The 16,800-nt window shown below is 45.2% G+C and carries 15 protein-coding genes and 4 tRNA genes; 1 reads left to right on the top strand and 18 read right to left on the bottom strand.

Annotation, left to right across the window (positions count from 1 at the left end):
- Nucleotides 1–37 precede the first annotated feature (37 nt).
- The 18 genes from NE536_RS03605 to orn form a co-directional block, all read right to left on the bottom strand.
- On the bottom strand, nucleotides 38–736 hold the full coding sequence (locus NE536_RS03605) for a cytochrome c1 (protein WP_063881808.1): 699 nt from the start codon (nucleotides 734–736) through the stop codon (nucleotides 38–40).
- On the bottom strand, nucleotides 736–1,950 hold the full coding sequence (locus NE536_RS03600) for a cytochrome b (protein ID WP_006080061.1): 1,215 nt from the start codon (nucleotides 1,948–1,950) through the stop codon (nucleotides 736–738). The genes NE536_RS03605 and NE536_RS03600 overlap by 1 nt, the downstream gene beginning before the upstream one ends.
- Nucleotides 1,950–2,540 (bottom strand): ubiquinol-cytochrome c reductase iron-sulfur subunit, encoded by a 591-nt coding sequence (gene petA, locus NE536_RS03595; protein ID WP_106651681.1) that lies wholly within the window; start codon nucleotides 2,538–2,540, stop codon nucleotides 1,950–1,952. Before petA ends, NE536_RS03600 begins: the two co-directional genes overlap by 1 nt.
- A 370-nt stretch (nucleotides 2,541–2,910) precedes the next feature.
- Nucleotides 2,911–3,804: a protease modulator HflC gene (gene hflC / locus NE536_RS03590; RefSeq protein WP_106651682.1), complete on the bottom strand. Its 894-nt coding sequence runs from the start codon at nucleotides 3,802–3,804 to the stop codon at nucleotides 2,911–2,913.
- A 3-nt stretch (nucleotides 3,805–3,807) separates the two neighbouring features.
- Nucleotides 3,808–4,947 carry an FtsH protease activity modulator HflK gene (gene hflK, locus NE536_RS03585; RefSeq protein ID WP_106651683.1) on the bottom strand — a complete coding sequence of 380 codons (1,140 nt, stop codon included), beginning with the start codon at nucleotides 4,945–4,947 and terminating at the stop codon, nucleotides 3,808–3,810.
- A 36-nt stretch (nucleotides 4,948–4,983) separates the two neighbouring features.
- Complete coding sequence (gene hflX / locus NE536_RS03580; RefSeq protein WP_106651684.1) at nucleotides 4,984–6,291, bottom strand: ribosome rescue GTPase HflX; 1,308 nt, start codon at nucleotides 6,289–6,291, stop codon at nucleotides 4,984–4,986.
- A 23-nt stretch (nucleotides 6,292–6,314) separates the two neighbouring features.
- Entirely contained in the window at nucleotides 6,315–6,587 is a 273-nt protein-coding gene (gene hfq / locus NE536_RS03575) for an RNA chaperone Hfq (RefSeq protein WP_006084207.1), read from the bottom strand.
- 92 nt (nucleotides 6,588–6,679) lie between these two features.
- Nucleotides 6,680–7,606, bottom strand: a complete 927-nt coding sequence (gene miaA / locus NE536_RS03570; protein WP_261271821.1) for a tRNA (adenosine(37)-N6)-dimethylallyltransferase MiaA — start codon at nucleotides 7,604–7,606, stop codon at nucleotides 6,680–6,682.
- Nucleotides 7,599–9,485 carry a DNA mismatch repair endonuclease MutL gene (mutL, locus tag NE536_RS03565; RefSeq protein WP_425347525.1) on the bottom strand — a complete coding sequence of 629 codons (1,887 nt, stop codon included), beginning with the start codon at nucleotides 9,483–9,485 and terminating at the stop codon, nucleotides 7,599–7,601. Before mutL ends, miaA begins: the two co-directional genes overlap by 8 nt.
- A 13-nt stretch (nucleotides 9,486–9,498) precedes the next feature.
- Nucleotides 9,499–10,920 carry an N-acetylmuramoyl-L-alanine amidase gene (locus tag NE536_RS03560; RefSeq protein WP_261271819.1) on the bottom strand — a complete coding sequence of 474 codons (1,422 nt, stop codon included), beginning with the start codon at nucleotides 10,918–10,920 and terminating at the stop codon, nucleotides 9,499–9,501.
- An 8-nt stretch (nucleotides 10,921–10,928) separates the two neighbouring features.
- Nucleotides 10,929–11,387 carry a tRNA (adenosine(37)-N6)-threonylcarbamoyltransferase complex ATPase subunit type 1 TsaE gene (gene tsaE, locus NE536_RS03555; RefSeq protein ID WP_261271818.1) on the bottom strand — a complete coding sequence of 153 codons (459 nt, stop codon included), beginning with the start codon at nucleotides 11,385–11,387 and terminating at the stop codon, nucleotides 10,929–10,931.
- A gap of 101 nt (nucleotides 11,388–11,488) precedes the next feature.
- Complete coding sequence (locus NE536_RS03550; RefSeq protein WP_261271817.1) at nucleotides 11,489–12,973, bottom strand: NAD(P)H-hydrate dehydratase; 1,485 nt, start codon at nucleotides 12,971–12,973, stop codon at nucleotides 11,489–11,491.
- Nucleotides 12,974–13,243: 270 nt separating this feature from the next.
- Nucleotides 13,244–13,699 carry a hypothetical protein gene (locus NE536_RS03545; RefSeq protein ID WP_106651690.1) on the bottom strand — a complete coding sequence of 152 codons (456 nt, stop codon included), beginning with the start codon at nucleotides 13,697–13,699 and terminating at the stop codon, nucleotides 13,244–13,246.
- Between the two features lie 665 nt (nucleotides 13,700–14,364).
- A tRNA-Gly gene (locus NE536_RS03540) sits at nucleotides 14,365–14,440 on the bottom strand.
- Between the two features lie 32 nt (nucleotides 14,441–14,472).
- Nucleotides 14,473–14,548 (bottom strand) — tRNA-Gly (locus NE536_RS03535).
- Between the two features lie 42 nt (nucleotides 14,549–14,590).
- A tRNA-Gly gene (locus NE536_RS03530) sits at nucleotides 14,591–14,666 on the bottom strand.
- A gap of 121 nt (nucleotides 14,667–14,787) precedes the next feature.
- Nucleotides 14,788–14,863 (bottom strand) — tRNA-Gly (locus tag NE536_RS03525).
- 190 nt (nucleotides 14,864–15,053) lie between these two features.
- A complete protein-coding gene (gene orn / locus NE536_RS03520; protein WP_006080044.1) occupies nucleotides 15,054–15,599 on the bottom strand; it encodes an oligoribonuclease in 546 nt (181 codons plus the stop codon).
- Nucleotides 15,600–15,711: 112 nt separating this feature from the next.
- Here orn and rsgA point away from each other — a divergent pair, with 112 nt between their 5' ends.
- A complete protein-coding gene (rsgA, locus tag NE536_RS03515) occupies nucleotides 15,712–16,776 on the top strand; it encodes a small ribosomal subunit biogenesis GTPase RsgA (protein WP_220591183.1) in 1,065 nt (354 codons plus the stop codon).
- Nucleotides 16,777–16,800: the final 24 nt, after the last annotated feature.

Below are 16,800 nucleotides of genomic sequence, written 5' to 3'. Positions count from 1 at the left end.
CACTATGCGGATATTACATTTTACCCGTTATTGGTGCCTAGTGTACATCTTTCCAATACTCTTTCTTCAAGAGGTAGGCCACAATAAAGAATATAAACAGGAATCCGAGTACCCACCAACCCATAGCTTGACGCTCTAGCTTAACAGGTTCAGCCGAATAGACTAAGAAACCCGTGATATCACGAACCGCTTGATCATATTCTTCCGCATTTAATTTACCGCCAGTCACCACAATAGTGCCATCTTCTTGTTTAACTGGTGTGCCTTGCAACTCTTCGAGTACATGTGGCATACCAACAGATGGGAACACTGTGTTATTCACACCAAATGGGCGACTAGGATCTTTATAGAAGCCTTTTAGATAGGAATAAACCCAATCTTCGCCACGAACGCGTGCAACTAATGTTAAATCAGGCGGTGTAGCACCAAACCATTTAGCAGCATCTTTATGCGGAATCGCGTTTTGCATAAGCTCACCAATTTTGGCATCGGTGAACATATACTTGTTACGCATGTCATCAATAGAGATACCGAGATCAGTAGCGACACGTTCATAACGCTGATACTGAGTGCTATGGCAACCAGAACAATAATGTTGGAACAGGTCCACACCACGCTCTAAAGAAGCTTTATCATGCAGGTCAACATTAGCGTCTTCTAAATGTATTTTATGCCCGCTTGCGGCCATAGCCAGCGTCGGCAACAAGGTGACTAATGCAATCAGTAATTTTTTCATTAGTGTGTCAACCTCGCTGGAACAGGTTTAGTTTTTTCATTCTTGCTGTATACCCACAGCGCCACAAAGAAACCAAAGTAAGTAAAAGTAAACACCTGTGCAACTATCGTCAGCGTCGGCGTAGCAGGAACTACACCTAAGTAACCTAACACTATGAAAGAAATTGCGAATTGAGCAATGTTCAACTTGTGCAGTGTGCTACGGTAGCGAACTGATTTAACTTTACAACGATCTAACCAAGGCAATACGAACAGTACAGCAATCGATAGCCCCATCATTATTACGCCTGCTAATTTATCAGGAATGGCACGTAAAATGGCGTAGAAAGGTGTGAAGTACCATACAGGTGCAATGTGTTCAGGTGTCTTCATCGGGTTAGCCGCTTCAAAGTTTGGCTTCTCAAGGAAGTAACCGCCGCCTTCAGGAATGAAGAACAACACATAACAAAACACAATCAGGAAGCCTGCAACGCCCATGATGTCTTTAACTGTGTAGTATGGGTGGAATGGAATACCATCAACTGGCCAGCCATTCTCGTCTTTGTTCTTCTTAATCTCGATACCGTCAGGGTTGTTTGAACCCACTTCGTGTAGCGCAATTAAGTGTAAGAACACGAGTACCACTAATACTAACGGCAGTGCGATCACGTGCAGTGCGAAGAATCGGTTCAATGTTGCACCAGAGATCACGTAATCGCCACGGATCCACAGGGTTAAATCGTCACCAATAACAGGAATAGCACCAAACAGAGAAATAATTACCTGCGCGCCCCAGTACGACATTTGTCCCCATGGCAGCAAGTAACCCATAAAGGCTTCAGCCATCAGCACGAGGAAAATCAGCATACCGAACAACCACAGTAGTTCTCTAGGCTTCTGATATGAACCGTAAATCAGACCACGGAACATATGCAGATAGATCACTACGAAGAACGCTGAAGCACCGGTAGAGTGCATATAACGCAGCAACCAACCGTATTCAACGTCACGCATTATGTACTCAACAGAAGCGAATGCGCCTTCTGCTGTTGGTACATAGTTCATCGTCAACCAGATACCCGTCAGTAATTGGTTAACCAATACCAACATCGCTAGCGAACCGAAAAAGTACCAAAAGTTAAAGTTAGTTGGCGTTGCATACTGACCCACGTGACGGTTATAAGTCGCCGTCATAGGGATACGCGCATCAATCCAATTAATTAAATTCTTAACCATTACGCCACTCCTTTATCTACACCGATAATCACGGTGCCATCATCAACGTATTGATGTGGAGGGATAACTAGGTTCAATGGAGCAGGTACGCCTTGGAAGACGCGGCCAGCCATATCGAACTTAGAGCCATGACATGGACAGAAGAAACCAGAAGTGACACCTTCAACTTGCTCACCAAATGAATCTGGTAAATAAGTAGGTGAACATCCGAGGTGGGTACAAATACCGACAGCAATAAAATACTCTGGCTTAATTGAGCGCAAAGGATTTGTTGCATATTCAGGCTGCTGCATTTCAGCAGAAGCAGGATCTCTTAACTTATCATCATGTGTTGGCAGTTCATTGATCACAGCATCTGTGCGACGGACAACCCATACAGGTTTTCCACGCCACTCAACACGGATCAGCTGACCTGGCTCTACTTTACTGATATTTACTTCGACCGGTGCACCTGCAGCTTTCGCTTTGGCACTCGGATTCCATGACTTGATGAAAGGAACCGCTACAGCGACGGCACCAGCACCACCTACTACGGCGGTTGCGGCTGTCAGGAATCTGCGACGTCCGGTATCGACTGGCGCATTGCTCATCCACTTATCTCCCAGAGGGTGTTGGAATTTTTATATTTCAAAGACTTTCGGCCCTTAGTCATCACTAGGGTCAAAAATCGAAGTTTGAAGCGGGGCTCATTATAGCTAAAAATTAGAAGCAGATCATAGTGAAAACACGCAAGTAAGTTAGGGAGATTGCGTGTTTTTTGAAAAAAGTCGAAAAAATCCCCAACTATTAAGCCGTTTTAATCCATTTGGAAGGTTTTTTGAGCATCTTGTCTGTGACATCGGCATAAAGCATGCATCGCTAATATAAATTAGCCTTAACTTTTATATCTAATTTAACAATCGCCAGATAAAAAAATAGACCCTGGGTAACAGGGCCTATTAGATCAACACTTTTAACGTATTACTTCTTAGGTGAAGTGCTCTTCATATACTTGAAGAACTCGCTATCAGGCTCTAATACCATGATATCTGACTTGCCTGAGAAACTAGCACGATAGGCATCTAAGCTACGAACAAAGCTAAAAAATTCAGCATCTTTGCTATAAGCATCAGAATATATCTTAGCAGCTAATGCATCACCTTCACCACGAATGGTTAAGGCTTTACGCTCAGCTTCAGCAATCTTCACTGTTACATTAGCATCGATCGTTGCACGGATAATTTCAGATTGCTCTTTACCTTGTGCTCTATGCTCTTTTGCCACAGCTTGACGCTCAGCACGCATACGTTGGTAAATACTGTTACTGACGTTAGCGGGTAAATTGATTTGCTTTACACGCACATCGACAACTTCAATACCTAAGTCTTTAGCGCTTTCTGAAGCATTTTCCAATGCATCATTCTGTAACTCATCACGCTTACCAGAGACAATCTCTTTGATTGTGCGGCGACCAAACTCAGTTCGTAAATCGTTGTTGATCTTACGTTGTAAAAGCGATTCAGCATTCGATTTAATACCACCATTTGTAGACAGGTAATATTTTTCGAAATCCAAAATACGCCACTTCACATAGGAATCGACCATAAGGTCTTTCTTCTCTGAAGTTACAAAACGATCCGCAGCACCATCGAGTGTTTGAATACGGGCATCGAGTAATTTTACTTTATCGATCACAGGTACTTTAACGTGTAAACCTGGACCATAGACGCGAGTGACTTGCTTGCCATCCACATTGTCTTTTAAAATTTCACCGAAACGCGCCACAATTGCGCGCTCGCCTTCATTCACCACCATTAAAGATGACAAACCAATACCTAAAAGTACGGCGATAAGAATAACGCTTAATCTACCCATGGATTACTCCCTCCCTTGGCGAGTACGATCATCGCGGGATGGACGTCCACTCAAAGGCTCATTCGCGCGAGTCGTTGATACAGATGAAGAATTGACATTTTGCTGTGGCTTAGCTTCCAGCTCAATTGTCGCAGGCTTCTGCTGAATTAACTTATCTAGCGGTAGGTACATTAAGTTGCCGTTGTTTTTGGCATCAATCAGCACTTTATTCGTATCAGTCATCACTTGCTGCATTGTATCGAGATACAAACGCTTGCGAGTCACTTCAGGCGCAGCTTGATACTCAGGTAATAACAGCTCAAATCGAGCCACTTTACCGCGAGCCTCTAAGACTTCACGCTCTTTATAAGCATTCGCTTGTTGTGCCATACGTTCAACTTCACCACGAGCTTTAGGTTCAATCTCACGGGCATAGGCTTCAGCTTCACGAATAAAACGTTGTTCATCTTCTTGGGCAGAAATCGCATCATCGAAGGCATCTTTCACTTCTTCAGGCGGACGTGCCGGCAAGAAGTTAACATCGACAATCGCCAGACCCAATTTATAGGGCTCAAGAATGCGCTCTAACTCTTTCCACGTATCGCGACGGATAGCATCACGGCCAGTAGTCAGAATATCATCCATCTTGTTATGTCCGATGACATAACGCAATGCACTGTCGGTCGCTTCACGCAAACTGGCGTTCGCATCGACGGCACTGAACAGATATGAGTAAGCATCTAAAATACGATACTGCACATCAAGCTCAACTTTCACGACGTTTTCATCGGATGTCAGCATGCTACCAGACGCAGGAATAGAGCGAACCGATTGAATGTCAACGGGATAAATTTGGTCAATGAAAGTCGCTTTCCAATGAAGACCTGGTCCTATTTCGCCATTATGTTGACCAAATCGCAGTGCCACACCACGCTCCGCTTCTTTAATTGTATAAAAACCCGAAAGTCCCCAAACAACCAAAGCAACAGCAAGAATGATGATTAGGCTAAACGAACTAAAAGATTGGCCTGAGCCATTTCCTTTGCCGCCAAAGCGCTTTGAAAGATTACGAAAAACCTCGTCAAGGTCCGGTGGTCCTTTGTCGTTACCACCTTTATTTCCCCAAGGATCATTACCCTTGTTACCGGGCTCGTTCCAAGCCATTTAGCACTCCATAAGTGGATGAAATAAATTAGATTATTAACAAACAGCCTCATCTATCGAATCTTCGTAGATGAAGGTTTCTAACTCACCCTGACTCTGTTTAGCTAATCGGCGCCAATCGGCGTCCGATAAACGAACAGACAAAATACAGTTCCCCAGATCGTCGTACTCTTTCTGCTGTATCGCATCCAGTCGATAAAACTGGCCAAGATAATGTCCAGCAGTTGCCGGAATTCTTAGTGTTAGCTCTTTAATCACCTCACCGATAAGCTCAGTGATGGCTTTCAATAGCAAATCAAATCCCAAACGCTTCTGTGCTGAAACCCAAACTCGAACGGGTTTGCCTATGTCGTTATATTCAATTCTTGGGGTTACATCCTCGAGTAAATCGATTTTGTTACATACCACGAGTTGCATGACTTCATCGGCTTCGATGTCTTTCAGTACAGATTGAACCTGATCAAAATTATCCGCCATGTTTTCATCTGCACAATCAACAATGTGCAGTAGTAACTCAGCTTGCCTTGTCTCTTGTAAAGTCGCCTTAAATGCAGCAACGAGATCATGGGGCAAATGACGAATAAACCCTACTGTATCCGCGAGTATCACGGCACCATCGGGTAAATCTAACTTTCTTAACGTGGGATCGAGTGTGGCAAACAGCTGATCTGCTGCATAAACATCGGAAGATGTTAAGGCATTAAACAGCGTTGATTTACCGGCGTTGGTGTAGCCGACTAATGATACTGTCGACAAATCACTGCGCTTACGTGCACGTCTACTCTGTTCACGTTGTTTATCAACTCGCTCTAAGCGTTTGTTGATATTTTTAATCCGTCCTCTGAGCAAACGTCTATCGGTTTCGAGCTGGGTTTCCCCTGGACCACGTAAACCAATACCACCTTTTTGCCTTTCAAGATGCGTCCAACCACGGATCAGGCGAGTCGACATATGGCGCAATTGCGCTAGCTCCACCTGCAACTTACCTTCGTGAGTTCGCGCTCTTTGAGCAAAAATATCGAGAATAAGCGTCGTACGGTCGAGTACTCGACATTGACACACTTGCTCAAGATTACGCTCTTGGGCTGGACTCAATGCATGATTAAAAATCACCACATTGGCTTCGGTCGCCGCCACTAATGCGGCTAACTCTTCAGCTTTACCAGAACCCACAAAAAATTTGCGATCCGGCGAACGTCGACTTCCAGTAATCACCCCGACTGATCGGGCTCCAGCTGATTCTACTAATAGCTGCAGCTCGACTAAATCTTCTCGGCGTTCCTCATCGGAAAAGTCGATATGGACAAGAACCGCAGTTTCTCCCGCCTCATAACGATCAAACAAGAAGTAAACTCCTTAGATAAAACTTATTCGCCACTAGGCGCATCATCTTGAGCACCATATCCGCCTTGGGCATTTTGGTGACCAGTAACGTTGAATGGGCGTGCTGGCACGACAGTAGAAATAGCGTGTTTATAAACCATTTGGCTCACTGTGTTTTTCAACAGAATGACAAATTGATCAAACGACTCTACCTGTCCTTGGAGTTTAATGCCGTTAACCAAGTAAATTGATACAGGAACGCGCTCGCGACGCAATGCGTTCAAAAATGGGTCTTGTAAAGATTGCCCCTTAGCCATTTTATTATTTCCTTTTTAATTTATATAAAATAAATCGATATCAGTGATAGTTTTTTGTTTAGTTTTAGTATTATACAGCAAGGGCTAATAAGCTAGCGGCATTGACGCATAAGTGTAACTAAATTCCCCTCAGCACCACTTTCGAGCCAATTCAACTCTGGCCAACTGCGCAACCATGTTAATTGACGCTTAGCCAATTGCCTAGTAGCAGCAACCGCTTTTTCGACCATAGTATCATAGTCAAACTCACCATCGAGATATTGCCAGCACTGTCGATAACCCACACAACGCATTGAAGGCAAGTCTAAATGCAGGTCTCCACGGGCTTTCAGCTCTGTGACTTCCTCAAGAAAGCCCTGCTTGAGCATAATCGCAAAACGTTGCGCAATTAAGTCATGTAACACTTTGCGCTCACGCGGTGCAATAGCAAACTGCACTACGTCATAGGGCAAGGGAGCAGATTTGGTCTGAGTAAGCTCAGTCATACTCTTACCGCTTATTCTATAGACTTCCAGCGCTCTTGAAAGTCTTTGTGGATCATTAGGATGAATTCTTTCTGCCGACACGGGATCTATTTCCCTTAATTGATCATGCAGTGCTTCCCATCCCTTTTCATCCGCCTGCGCTTGGATCTCGGCTCTAATGGCCTCGTCCGCACTCGGCAAAGGTGACAAACCTTCGAGTAATGCTTTGAAATACATCATGGTTCCGCCAACTAATACTGGCGTTTTGCCCATGCTGACAATCTTTTCTATCTCGGTTATCGCATCGGCTCTAAAGTCGGCTGCCGAATAACTTTCACTAGGATCGCGAATGTCGATCAATCTATGTGGCCCACGGGCCAATTCGTCGGCTGAAGGCTTGGCGCTGCCAATGTCCATACCGCGATAAATTAATGCTGAATCGACCGAAATGATTTCGCAGTTATGCTTTTCGGCTAATTCTAATGCTAAAGCAGTTTTGCCTGAGGCAGTTGGCCCCATCAAAAATATCACTTTAGGCTGTAATTCTTTATTCACTTGCTTGCTCTTCTAGCCACGATTGCCAAGGTAATGATATTGCTTTGTTGGCAATACGCTGTTTTTTCTCTTCAGCTAACTGCGAAAATGCTGCCCAGATTTCTGGTGCCGAAACGAATCCCGTTAAACTGTGTTTTGCCAACCAAAATGCCAATGCGCTTGGCGCAGGTGTTTCAAAACGTAGCGATTGTAGCCAATCAGGGATCACTTTGGCTAACTGGCTCTCTCTGATATATGGGGGCACTTTTTTAATAATCAACTGCTGGTAACGAATTGTTAGTTCTAAACCTAATTGGCGGATCAGCGTGTCATGTTCATCGAGCACAGCCTGCCAATCTGCATCGGCCGCGACAGACACTGGCATCAGTAGAGGCTGCCCAATTAATCCGGTCGCTAGCTTAGCTTCAATCTCTTGGCAACGCGTCGCCAATGCTACTGATTTTATTGGCAATAGACTGAGCTTATCTTCCGTAACCATTACCCAATATTGGCCATCTAAAATCGCAGGCATAGGCAGAGATGGCTGATAATCATGATTTTTTACACTGTAAGCAGGTGTTTGCAGTAAAGCCCCATAACTTGCAATTGCCGTTTTTGACGGTAATTCAGTACGTTGCCGAGATTCACTTGCAGAATAACTGCCGCGACTACTGTCCCTTGGCGTGGCCATGCTGCCAAAGGCATTGGTTTGAGTGCTAAAACTGGCGCCTTCTCGTCCTGCGCTGGCAGATTTTACTTGAACGGCAGGGGCAACTGCATCTTGAGCAGACTCAAATGTATCAGCACCAAGTGCAAAAGGGGCAGCTATTCCAACTGCGCTTGTTGGAGCATCCACAAACACATCTTCAACTTCATCCAAGGAACTAGAGTGAACGACGTTGAGTTCCCCTGCTTCTTCCAGCGCCGATTGCAATGCTTGCAAAATATAATCATGCACATAGCGACTCTGATGGAATCGTACCTCATGTTTAGCAGGATGCACGTTTACATCCACTTGATGGGGATCGATATCCAACATCAACACATAGCCGGGTTGCTCCAGTTCTGCTTTTTGGGCAAAGGCTTGGCGCACAGCATGATTGACTAAGCGGTCACGGATAAGCCGTCCGTTGACATAAAAATAATGGGTATCAGTAATCACCGGCGACCAAGGTGACTGTAAATAACCACTGAGGCGCAAATCATCATGTTGACATTCAATCTTAAGCGCTTGCTCAGCAAATGGGCGACCACTTACTTGCGTCAAACGTTGTAAATACTGGGCTTCATTCATGGCGGGACGATAATTGCGTACCGTCTTGCCGTTATGCGTCAGTGTGAAATGGATATCGCCGCGCACTAAGGCGATGCGCTTTAACCATTCATCGATATGGGTAAATTCGGTTTTATCGCTCTTTAAAAAGCGTCTGCGAGCCGGCGTATTAAAGAATAAATCCACCACTTCAATCGTCGAACCAACAGGATGCGCGGCGGGCATGACTTTAACCGCCATGTCGGCACCTTCGGCATGGGCTTGCCATGCTTCGGTTTGATCTGCAGTTCGCGACGTCAACGTTAAGCGTGAGACTGAGCTGATACTGGCTAACGCTTCACCACGGAAACCAAAACTGAGGATAGCTTCAAGATCGTCTAAGGTGTGCAACTTTGAAGTCGCATGGCGCGATAAGGCCAATGCGAGTTCATCTTTGGGTATGCCAGAGCCGTTATCGCGAATTTTAATCAGCTTGCTGCCGCCTTTATCGATTTCAATATCGACTCGGCTCGCTCCTGCGTCGAGGCTATTCTCGACCAATTCTTTGACTACGGAAGCGGGTCTCTCAACCACTTCCCCCGCCGCAATTTGGTTGGCTAATTGCGGTGGCAGGATCTGAATGCCCATCATGCTTTCCTATTTAACTCTGGGGTATGACTAACGTTTGTCCTAACTGCACCACATCGGACTTCATCCCATTCGCTTGTTTGATGCTAGACATAGGCACACGGTAACGCTGCGCAATGGCTGATAAAGACTCACCACGACTGACTTTATGTTTGACATTCGATGCCGTTGAACTTCCCACATAAGCGGTTGGCGTTCTCTCTTTTGTCGATTTAGTACTGCTAGAACTTGCGCCGCCACGCTGGGCAAGCAAAGTATCCGCGGGCGGATTATTGTGATAGTAACGACTCACACCTTTGTAAATAGCATCGGCAATGCTTTCTTGATGACGACTGCTCGACAACAAACGCTCTTCTTTAGGATTCGAGATAAAGCCCGTTTCTACTAAAATTGAAGGAATATCCGGCGACTTCAGCACGGCTAGACTCGCCGATTCTGGGCGACTCTTATGCAATTCAGTCACGCTGCCTAAATCCTTAAGAATATCTCCCGCAACTGAATGACCAATGGCCATCGAACTGTTCATCGACATATCCAGCAGCGTCATAGCTAAATACTGTTCATTATCCGTATTTTGGATAATCTCACCCGCGCCGCCCAGCAACTCAGAATGTTTTTCTTTTTGCTCTAACCAACGGCCAATTTCACTGTTAGCACGACGCATAGATAATACCCACACAGAGGCCCCGCGCGGATTGGGTGATGTAAAAGCATCGGCATGGATAGAAATGAGCAGATCGGCCTTACTGTTGCGGGCCAACTCAGAGCGCTTATTCAGATTCACAAAATAATCGCCGGTACGGATCATCACAGCGCGCATGCCGGGCGTGTCATTGATTTTACTCGAAACACGTCTGGCGATTTCCAGGGCCACCTTTTTTTCATAAACGCCCGAAGGGCCAATGGAGCCGGGGTCGTCGCCACCATGGCCCGCATCGATAGCAATCACAATGTCACGGGATGACTTTGCCGCTTGAGTAACCGTTTTAACAGGGGTAGATGACACAACTGCGGTGGCGGTTGTTAAGGTTTTATCTTCTAAATCAACCACGAGACGATTGCCATAGGGCGCAGTTACGGGCAACGAAAACAAGCTCGCATTCAGTGGCTTCACCAAATCTATGACTAAGCGCAAATCGCCCTTAGTCGGCGACTTACTGACTCGCACGCCCTTGACTAACTTACTGTTGTTTTCAAGATTTTTAAGCGCAACTTTAGTGGCGGACTTTTTTAAATCCACCACTAAGCGATTAGGACCATCTAAAGAGAAATAGGTGTAATCCGGCGCTTCGCTTAGGTCAAACACGATTCGAGTTGACTCAGGCGCAGCCCAAATACGTACGCTTTCTAACTGATTAGCCGCATGGGCCGTCACAGATAAAAAAGAACATAAAGAAAGAATAATAATTTGAAAAAAGGGGGTATTTTTTATCATTTTAGTTTTTATTTTATCGCTTTTAATAACTTTTCACCTAGCTCTGACAAGGCCTCTATGCGTATTTCACGCCCATTATTTTGATAACTTAAATGCATATGGACATCGGCATCGGGCAATAAACCCTCTCCCTTATCTGGCCATTCAACAATGCACAGACTCTTATCCGTGAAATAATCGCGGATCCCCATAAACTCCAGTTCTTCTGGATCGTTTAAACGATACAAATCAAAATGATAAACTTCGACACCATCCAGCTCATATGGTTCAACTAAAGTGTAAGTCGGGCTTTTAACGGCTCCTTTATGACCTAAACCTTGAATTAAGCCGCGACTCAGCGTCGTTTTACCGGCACCTAAATCACCCGTAAGATACAGAGTCAAAGGCGCTTGGACATGGCGGGCTAATTTTTGCCCAACCGCAATAGTGTCGTCTTCGTTGTCTAAGAAAAAAGTTAACTCTGTCATATCCGCTTATATCACTGCTGTTATTGATGGAGAAGCGACTCAAGCCTAAAAAGGTACAGGTATAGAACAAAGCCCAGCCCCGCTTGAGTCTCACATACCGCCTAGAGTAAATCACTATTCACTAATTGGCGAATAAAAGGCATTAAATCACTCGCTAACATGCCGCGTTCTCCCTGTATTGCCGCAAGATCGGCGGCGCAACCATGTACAACAACACCCAGCACAGTCGCTTGCATGTTATCCATTCCTTGAGCCATGAGCGCGCCTATAATACCAGATAACACATCACCACACCCACCACTGGCAAGCCCAGGATTACCAACAGGCGCAACAACCATTTGTTTGCCATCAAAAATGACGGTTCCAGCACCTTTTAGCAACACAACACCGCCGTACTTTTGCTGTATAACCCGCACTGCCGCAAACCTATCCTGCTCAATTTCTGCCACAGAGCAACCGAGTAAACGCGCCGCCTCACCCGGATGCGGTGTCAGCACCCAATTGGTTTGCCGACGCGGCTCATTGCTCAATAGATTTAAAGCATCAGCATCCAAAACACAGGGTTTATCGCTTAAGCCCACGGCTTTAAACAAGTTATAGCCCCAGTCATGTTTACCTAAACCGGGGCCAAGTACGATAACCTGCGCCCAACCTAAGCGCAGATACACTTCCATATCGACTAGATCGCAACCCCAAAACATCAATTCAGGACGGGAGACATTTACCGTCAACTGATGCTCTGGTCGACTGATCACTGTGACTAACCCAGCACCGGCACGCAGACATGCCTCACTTGCCAGTCGCACGGCGCCAGCCATGCCCATATCACCGCCGATAACAGTGACCTTACCCGACTGGCCTTTATGGCTATCGCGCGCTCTGGCGGCAAAGTAATCTTTAAGCGTCTCTTTTCCGACTCTTTGTGCACTCGCTTCAGCGAAGAAAGGTGTTAATCCTAAAGCGGCAAATTCAAGTTCGCCGCTGTAATGCCGCGCCTTACCCGTTAACAAACCTTGCTTCCAGCCACCAAAACACAAGGTGACATCCGCCATCACAGCAACACCCGCCACAGCGCCGGTATCGGCAATCACTCCAGACGGTAAATCAAGGCTCAATACCCAAGCGGAATTATCATTGATAGCACGAATATACTCAGCCATATCGTCGCGCACCGCATCTCGCACACCTGTACCGAGTAAACCATCAACGATGATCTTGGCCGCAAGAATGGGCGCAACGGCTTTTGGCAGTAACTCTCCGCCGTCTTTAAGATAATGGGCCAATGCTTGCTGACACTCAGGCGTGCCTGCCGCTGACGTCATCATCACAGAAACGGCCATACTATAGGCACGGGCTAAACGGGCGCACACTAAGGCATCGGCACCATTGTTACCGCTGCCAGCGAGGATAAACACAGAAGAGGCGTTGGGGTTATGCTTCACTAAACACTCAAAAGCCGCCGCGCCAGCACGCTCGACCAATTCATAAAGGCTAGAAGCTCCCTTCGACACGGCGCTCAGTTCAGCTTCACGAACCTGTGCTTGGGTAAATAAGGCCTTGGGGAATTGCGATAGATCTTGTGCCATAAAGGATCTCCTTGGACGCCAACGACTTCATTCCACCATGAGTTACCTCACCATAGGAGTCTTAGCAGCATTGAGCAAGACCGATAAAGAATCAGCCAATTAAAGTAAGAAAATAGCAAGAATCAGAGCGGATAATTATGACGTAAATCAGTTCAGACGCAGTTACCCGTCCAAATGACGCAAAGTAGAGCAAAAGTCATCAATACATAGATAATACAAAGACAAAAGCCAGCACTCGGCTGGCTTTAGGAATCGAGAAGAAATAACGGTTTAGATATCGTCCATCCGAATCGTACTATGGACTAAACGTTGCTGCTGAGTTTTTTCCACGCGGATCAAATTAGCTAACGCATTACGCGCATCTTCGGCAGTGGTGGAGTTAACCGTTTTTTCTAACAAACCAATCAGACGATTTTCTAAGTCTAAGTGCAAGTTGAGCACATCGTCTTCATTCATGTTTGCGGGCAACATAATATCTTGGCAACGCTTGGTAAAGTCTTCAAAAGTGAAGTCTTTATACCAAGTATCAAGAATACGATGTGGCGCTTCTTCCATATAATCACGCAGTTTCTCCGCCATGGTTTTTTGATGTGACTCAAAATAATCCAGCATCATTTTCACACGGGCCGAGTCAGCTTGATTATTGAGTCGGCCATAGAGTTGCGCCATATCTAAGCGGCAATTTGCCACATACTCAAGTAGATCACGTAATTGTTGAATACGCATATAATGCACTCCACTGTCAGGCCAACTACTTGGCGCTATTAATTTTGTCTAGCTTCATTATGTGAGCAAAAGCGTTACGAATATTTGAACAAGGTCATAATTTAACTTTCGCGAAGCTATCTAATTTAGGAAAACTTGAAGAAACACGCTTCAGATCACGCATCTAAATCCAATCACACCGTTTTGTGTAAGAGAGAAAAGCCAAAAGAGATCTCAAAACACTTAACCCAATAGGTTAACGTAAGCCTTTGGTTGTACATGATGAATCAGATATAGAGGGTTTGCAGTGGAAAGTCGTTAATCAAGAAAGGGTATAGATGAGCTAATTGAGAGAATGACGTGAAAAAGTCGCTGTTGGAGAGTTTAACGGAATTACAGCGAAATGATTTTATCGGGAGTAGTTCGAGCAATGACCTATACCTTAGCAAACGGTTTAAGCATAAAAAAGGTATCGCCATATCAAAAATCACAACTGAGCTAATGTCAATTGAGCAATGCGATAGTGGAATATTTAGGAAATTGGAGCGACATGATTTTGATCAAGAGCGGTTCGAACCGATGACCTATACCTTGACTAATTTAACAATCACAAAGGTATCGCCATATCAAGTTCGCAACTGTTCTAATGTCAATTGAGTAATCTGATAGTGGAATATTTAGGAAATTGGAGCGACATATCGGGTTCGAACCGATGACCTATACCTTGGCAAGGTATCGCTCTACCAACTGAGCTAATGTCGCATTTACATTTTAAGACTGTAACCGTCTGAAATTGGAGCGACATATCGGGTTCGAACCGATGACCTATACCTTGGCAAGGTATCGCTCTACCAACTGAGCTAATGTCGCATAATCTGTATTAATGATTTGGCAAATCACTAAATTTTAATTTGGAGCGACATATCGGGTTCGAACCGATGACCTATACCTTGGCAAGGTATCGCTCTACCAACTGAGCTAATGTCGCATAATTATCGCTGTCACATTAGCCTTCAACATTCAAAAAGGTATCGTCTATCAACCTTTATCAACTGAGCTAATGTCGCATAATCTGTATTAATGATTTGGCAAATCACTAAATTTTAATTTGGAGCGACATATCGGGTTCGAACCGATGACCTATACCTTGGCAAGGTATCGCTCTACCAACTGAGCTAATGTCGCTTTTTGTATCGCTGCTACATTTGCCTTCAACATTGACAAAGGTATCGCCTATCAACCTTTATCAACTGAGCTAATGTCGCATTCAATCTAAATGACCGTACATCTCTGTTCGCATCAAAAAGTTGAGGCCGCATTATATGAAAAATTCATGCGGCTGCAACCCCTTCTTGCATATTTATCTACTGATCGGTCAAATTTTAAATACTTTGCTGCGATAATACTGTAATTCAGCGATCGACTCTTGGATATCCTGCAGGGCTTGGTGAGTGTTTTGCTTCTTAAAGCCCGCCATAGTTTCTGGGCTCCAACGCTTCACTAGCTCTTTAATCGTACTGACATCCACATTGCGGTAGTGGAAATAATCTTCCAGCTCGCGCATATAACGATTTAAGAAGCGTCTATCTTGGCCAATACTGTTACCACACATTGGAGAAGCACCCTTAGGAACATACTGTTCTAAGAAGGCAATCGTCTTAGCCACGGCTTGCGCTTCGGTTTCTTGGCTAGCACGAACGCGGTCAATCAACCCTGACTCACCATGGTGCTTTTGATTCCAATCATCCATAGCAGCCAGCACGTCATCCGATTGATGAATCGCGATAACCGGACCTTGACCGATAATATTGAGTTCTTGATCTGTCACTAACGTGGCAATTTCAATGATCCTGTCGACGTCGGGCTCTAACCCTGTCATTTCCAAATCGATCCAAATGAGATTATTTACATCTGCCGTCATAAATCAGCCTTATCAAGTCAGTTAGCCTAAATTCAGGCTTTTTTATTCAAGAGCGTGTATCATACTGCTTTTTTCCGACACAAAAAATCACCTAATTGACGAAGACGAATCAGTGAGTAAAAAGAAACCCCTAAGCCAAGGTCAATTACGCCGTATGCGTGCTAATCACGAGAAGCGACTCAATCGTGACAGTGGCGAAAAAAATACGCCAGAGTTACAGGATAGTTCACTGGGGCAAGAACAGCCCGGTACTGTGATTTCTCGTTTTGGCCAACATGCCGACATAGAAACCGAAAGCGGCCAAATTGTGCGCTGTAATATTCGCCGTGCCGTCACCAGTTTAGTCACTGGCGATAAAGTGATCGTACGCTTAGCCATTGAGAGCCAAGCCAATAGCGGCATCGCAGGCATTGTTGAAGCCGTTCATCCACGTCGCTCATCACTCACACGCCCAGATTTATACGATGGCGTGAAAATCATCGCCTCGAATATCGACCAAATTTTGATTGTGTCCTCGGTATTACCCAGCTTTACCACCCAGATCATCGACCGTTATTTAGTGGCCGCTGAAGATACTGATATTCCGCCTATCATCATTTTGAATAAAATTGACTTGCTCAACCCCGATGAAGCGCAGGCTATCGATGAAGCGCTACAGCGCTACAAAGACATTGGCTATCCGGTTTATAAGGTCAGCAGCAAGTTAGGTGATGGTATCGATACCATCAAAGACATACTCAAAGATAAAGTCAGCGTATTTGCCGGCCAATCTGGTGTGGGTAAATCATCGATCATCAATGCCCTATTACCCGATGCCGAACTGGTGATTGGTGATGTTTCCGATAACTCAGGCTTAGGCCAACACACGACTACTACAGCTAAACTGTTGCATTTGCCTAGTGGCGGCGATTTAATCGACTCCCCAGGCGTGCGCGAATTCGCCCTATGGCATCTTCCCGCACAGCGTGTCGGCTGGTGCTTTGTTGAATTTCGTGAGTATCTTGGCGCGTGTAAATTCCGCGATTGTAAACACGGTGACGATCCCGGCTGTGCACTGCAAGAAGCTCTGAGCCAAGGTAAAATCAGCGCAGATCGCTTTAATAACTACCATAAAATTATCGCCAGCTTAGATGAACAACGCCATGCCCGCCATTTCCGCGCGGCAACTGACGAATAACGACTTATTGATAAATAACAACAG

This window comes from Shewanella septentrionalis (genome assembly GCF_025370265.1).
GTDB classification, from domain to species: domain Bacteria; phylum Pseudomonadota; class Gammaproteobacteria; order Enterobacterales; family Shewanellaceae; genus Shewanella; species Shewanella hafniensis.
This window is presented reverse-complemented; position numbering and strand designations above follow the sequence as displayed.

Bases quoted from the DNA above. Each gene is read 5' to 3' on its own strand.
- hfq (WP_006084207.1), bottom strand. From the start codon at position 6,587: ATGGCTAAGGGGCAATCTTTACAAGACCCATTTTTGAACGCATTGCGT.
- tsaE (WP_261271818.1), bottom strand. From the start codon at position 11,387: ATGACAGAGTTAACTTTTTTCTTAGACAACGAAGACGACACTATTGCG.
- NE536_RS03600 (WP_006080061.1), bottom strand. From the start codon at position 1,950: ATGGTTAAGAATTTAATTAATTGGATTGATGCGCGTATCCCTATGACG.
- NE536_RS03545 (WP_106651690.1), bottom strand. From the start codon at position 13,699: ATGCGTATTCAACAATTACGTGATCTACTTGAGTATGTGGCAAATTGC.
- petA (WP_106651681.1), bottom strand. From the start codon at position 2,540: ATGAGCAATGCGCCAGTCGATACCGGACGTCGCAGATTCCTGACAGCC.
- orn (WP_006080044.1), bottom strand. From the start codon at position 15,599: ATGACGGCAGATGTAAATAATCTCATTTGGATCGATTTGGAAATGACA.
- hflK (WP_106651683.1), bottom strand. From the start codon at position 4,947: ATGGCTTGGAACGAGCCCGGTAACAAGGGTAATGATCCTTGGGGAAAT.
- NE536_RS03550 (WP_261271817.1), bottom strand. From the start codon at position 12,973: ATGGCACAAGATCTATCGCAATTCCCCAAGGCCTTATTTACCCAAGCA.
- NE536_RS03605 (WP_063881808.1), bottom strand. From the start codon at position 736: ATGAAAAAATTACTGATTGCATTAGTCACCTTGTTGCCGACGCTGGCT.
- mutL (WP_425347525.1), bottom strand. From the start codon at position 9,485: ATGGGCATTCAGATCCTGCCACCGCAATTAGCCAACCAAATTGCGGCG.
- hflC (WP_106651682.1), bottom strand. From the start codon at position 3,804: ATGGGTAGATTAAGCGTTATTCTTATCGCCGTACTTTTAGGTATTGGT.
- NE536_RS03560 (WP_261271819.1), bottom strand. From the start codon at position 10,920: ATGATAAAAAATACCCCCTTTTTTCAAATTATTATTCTTTCTTTATGT.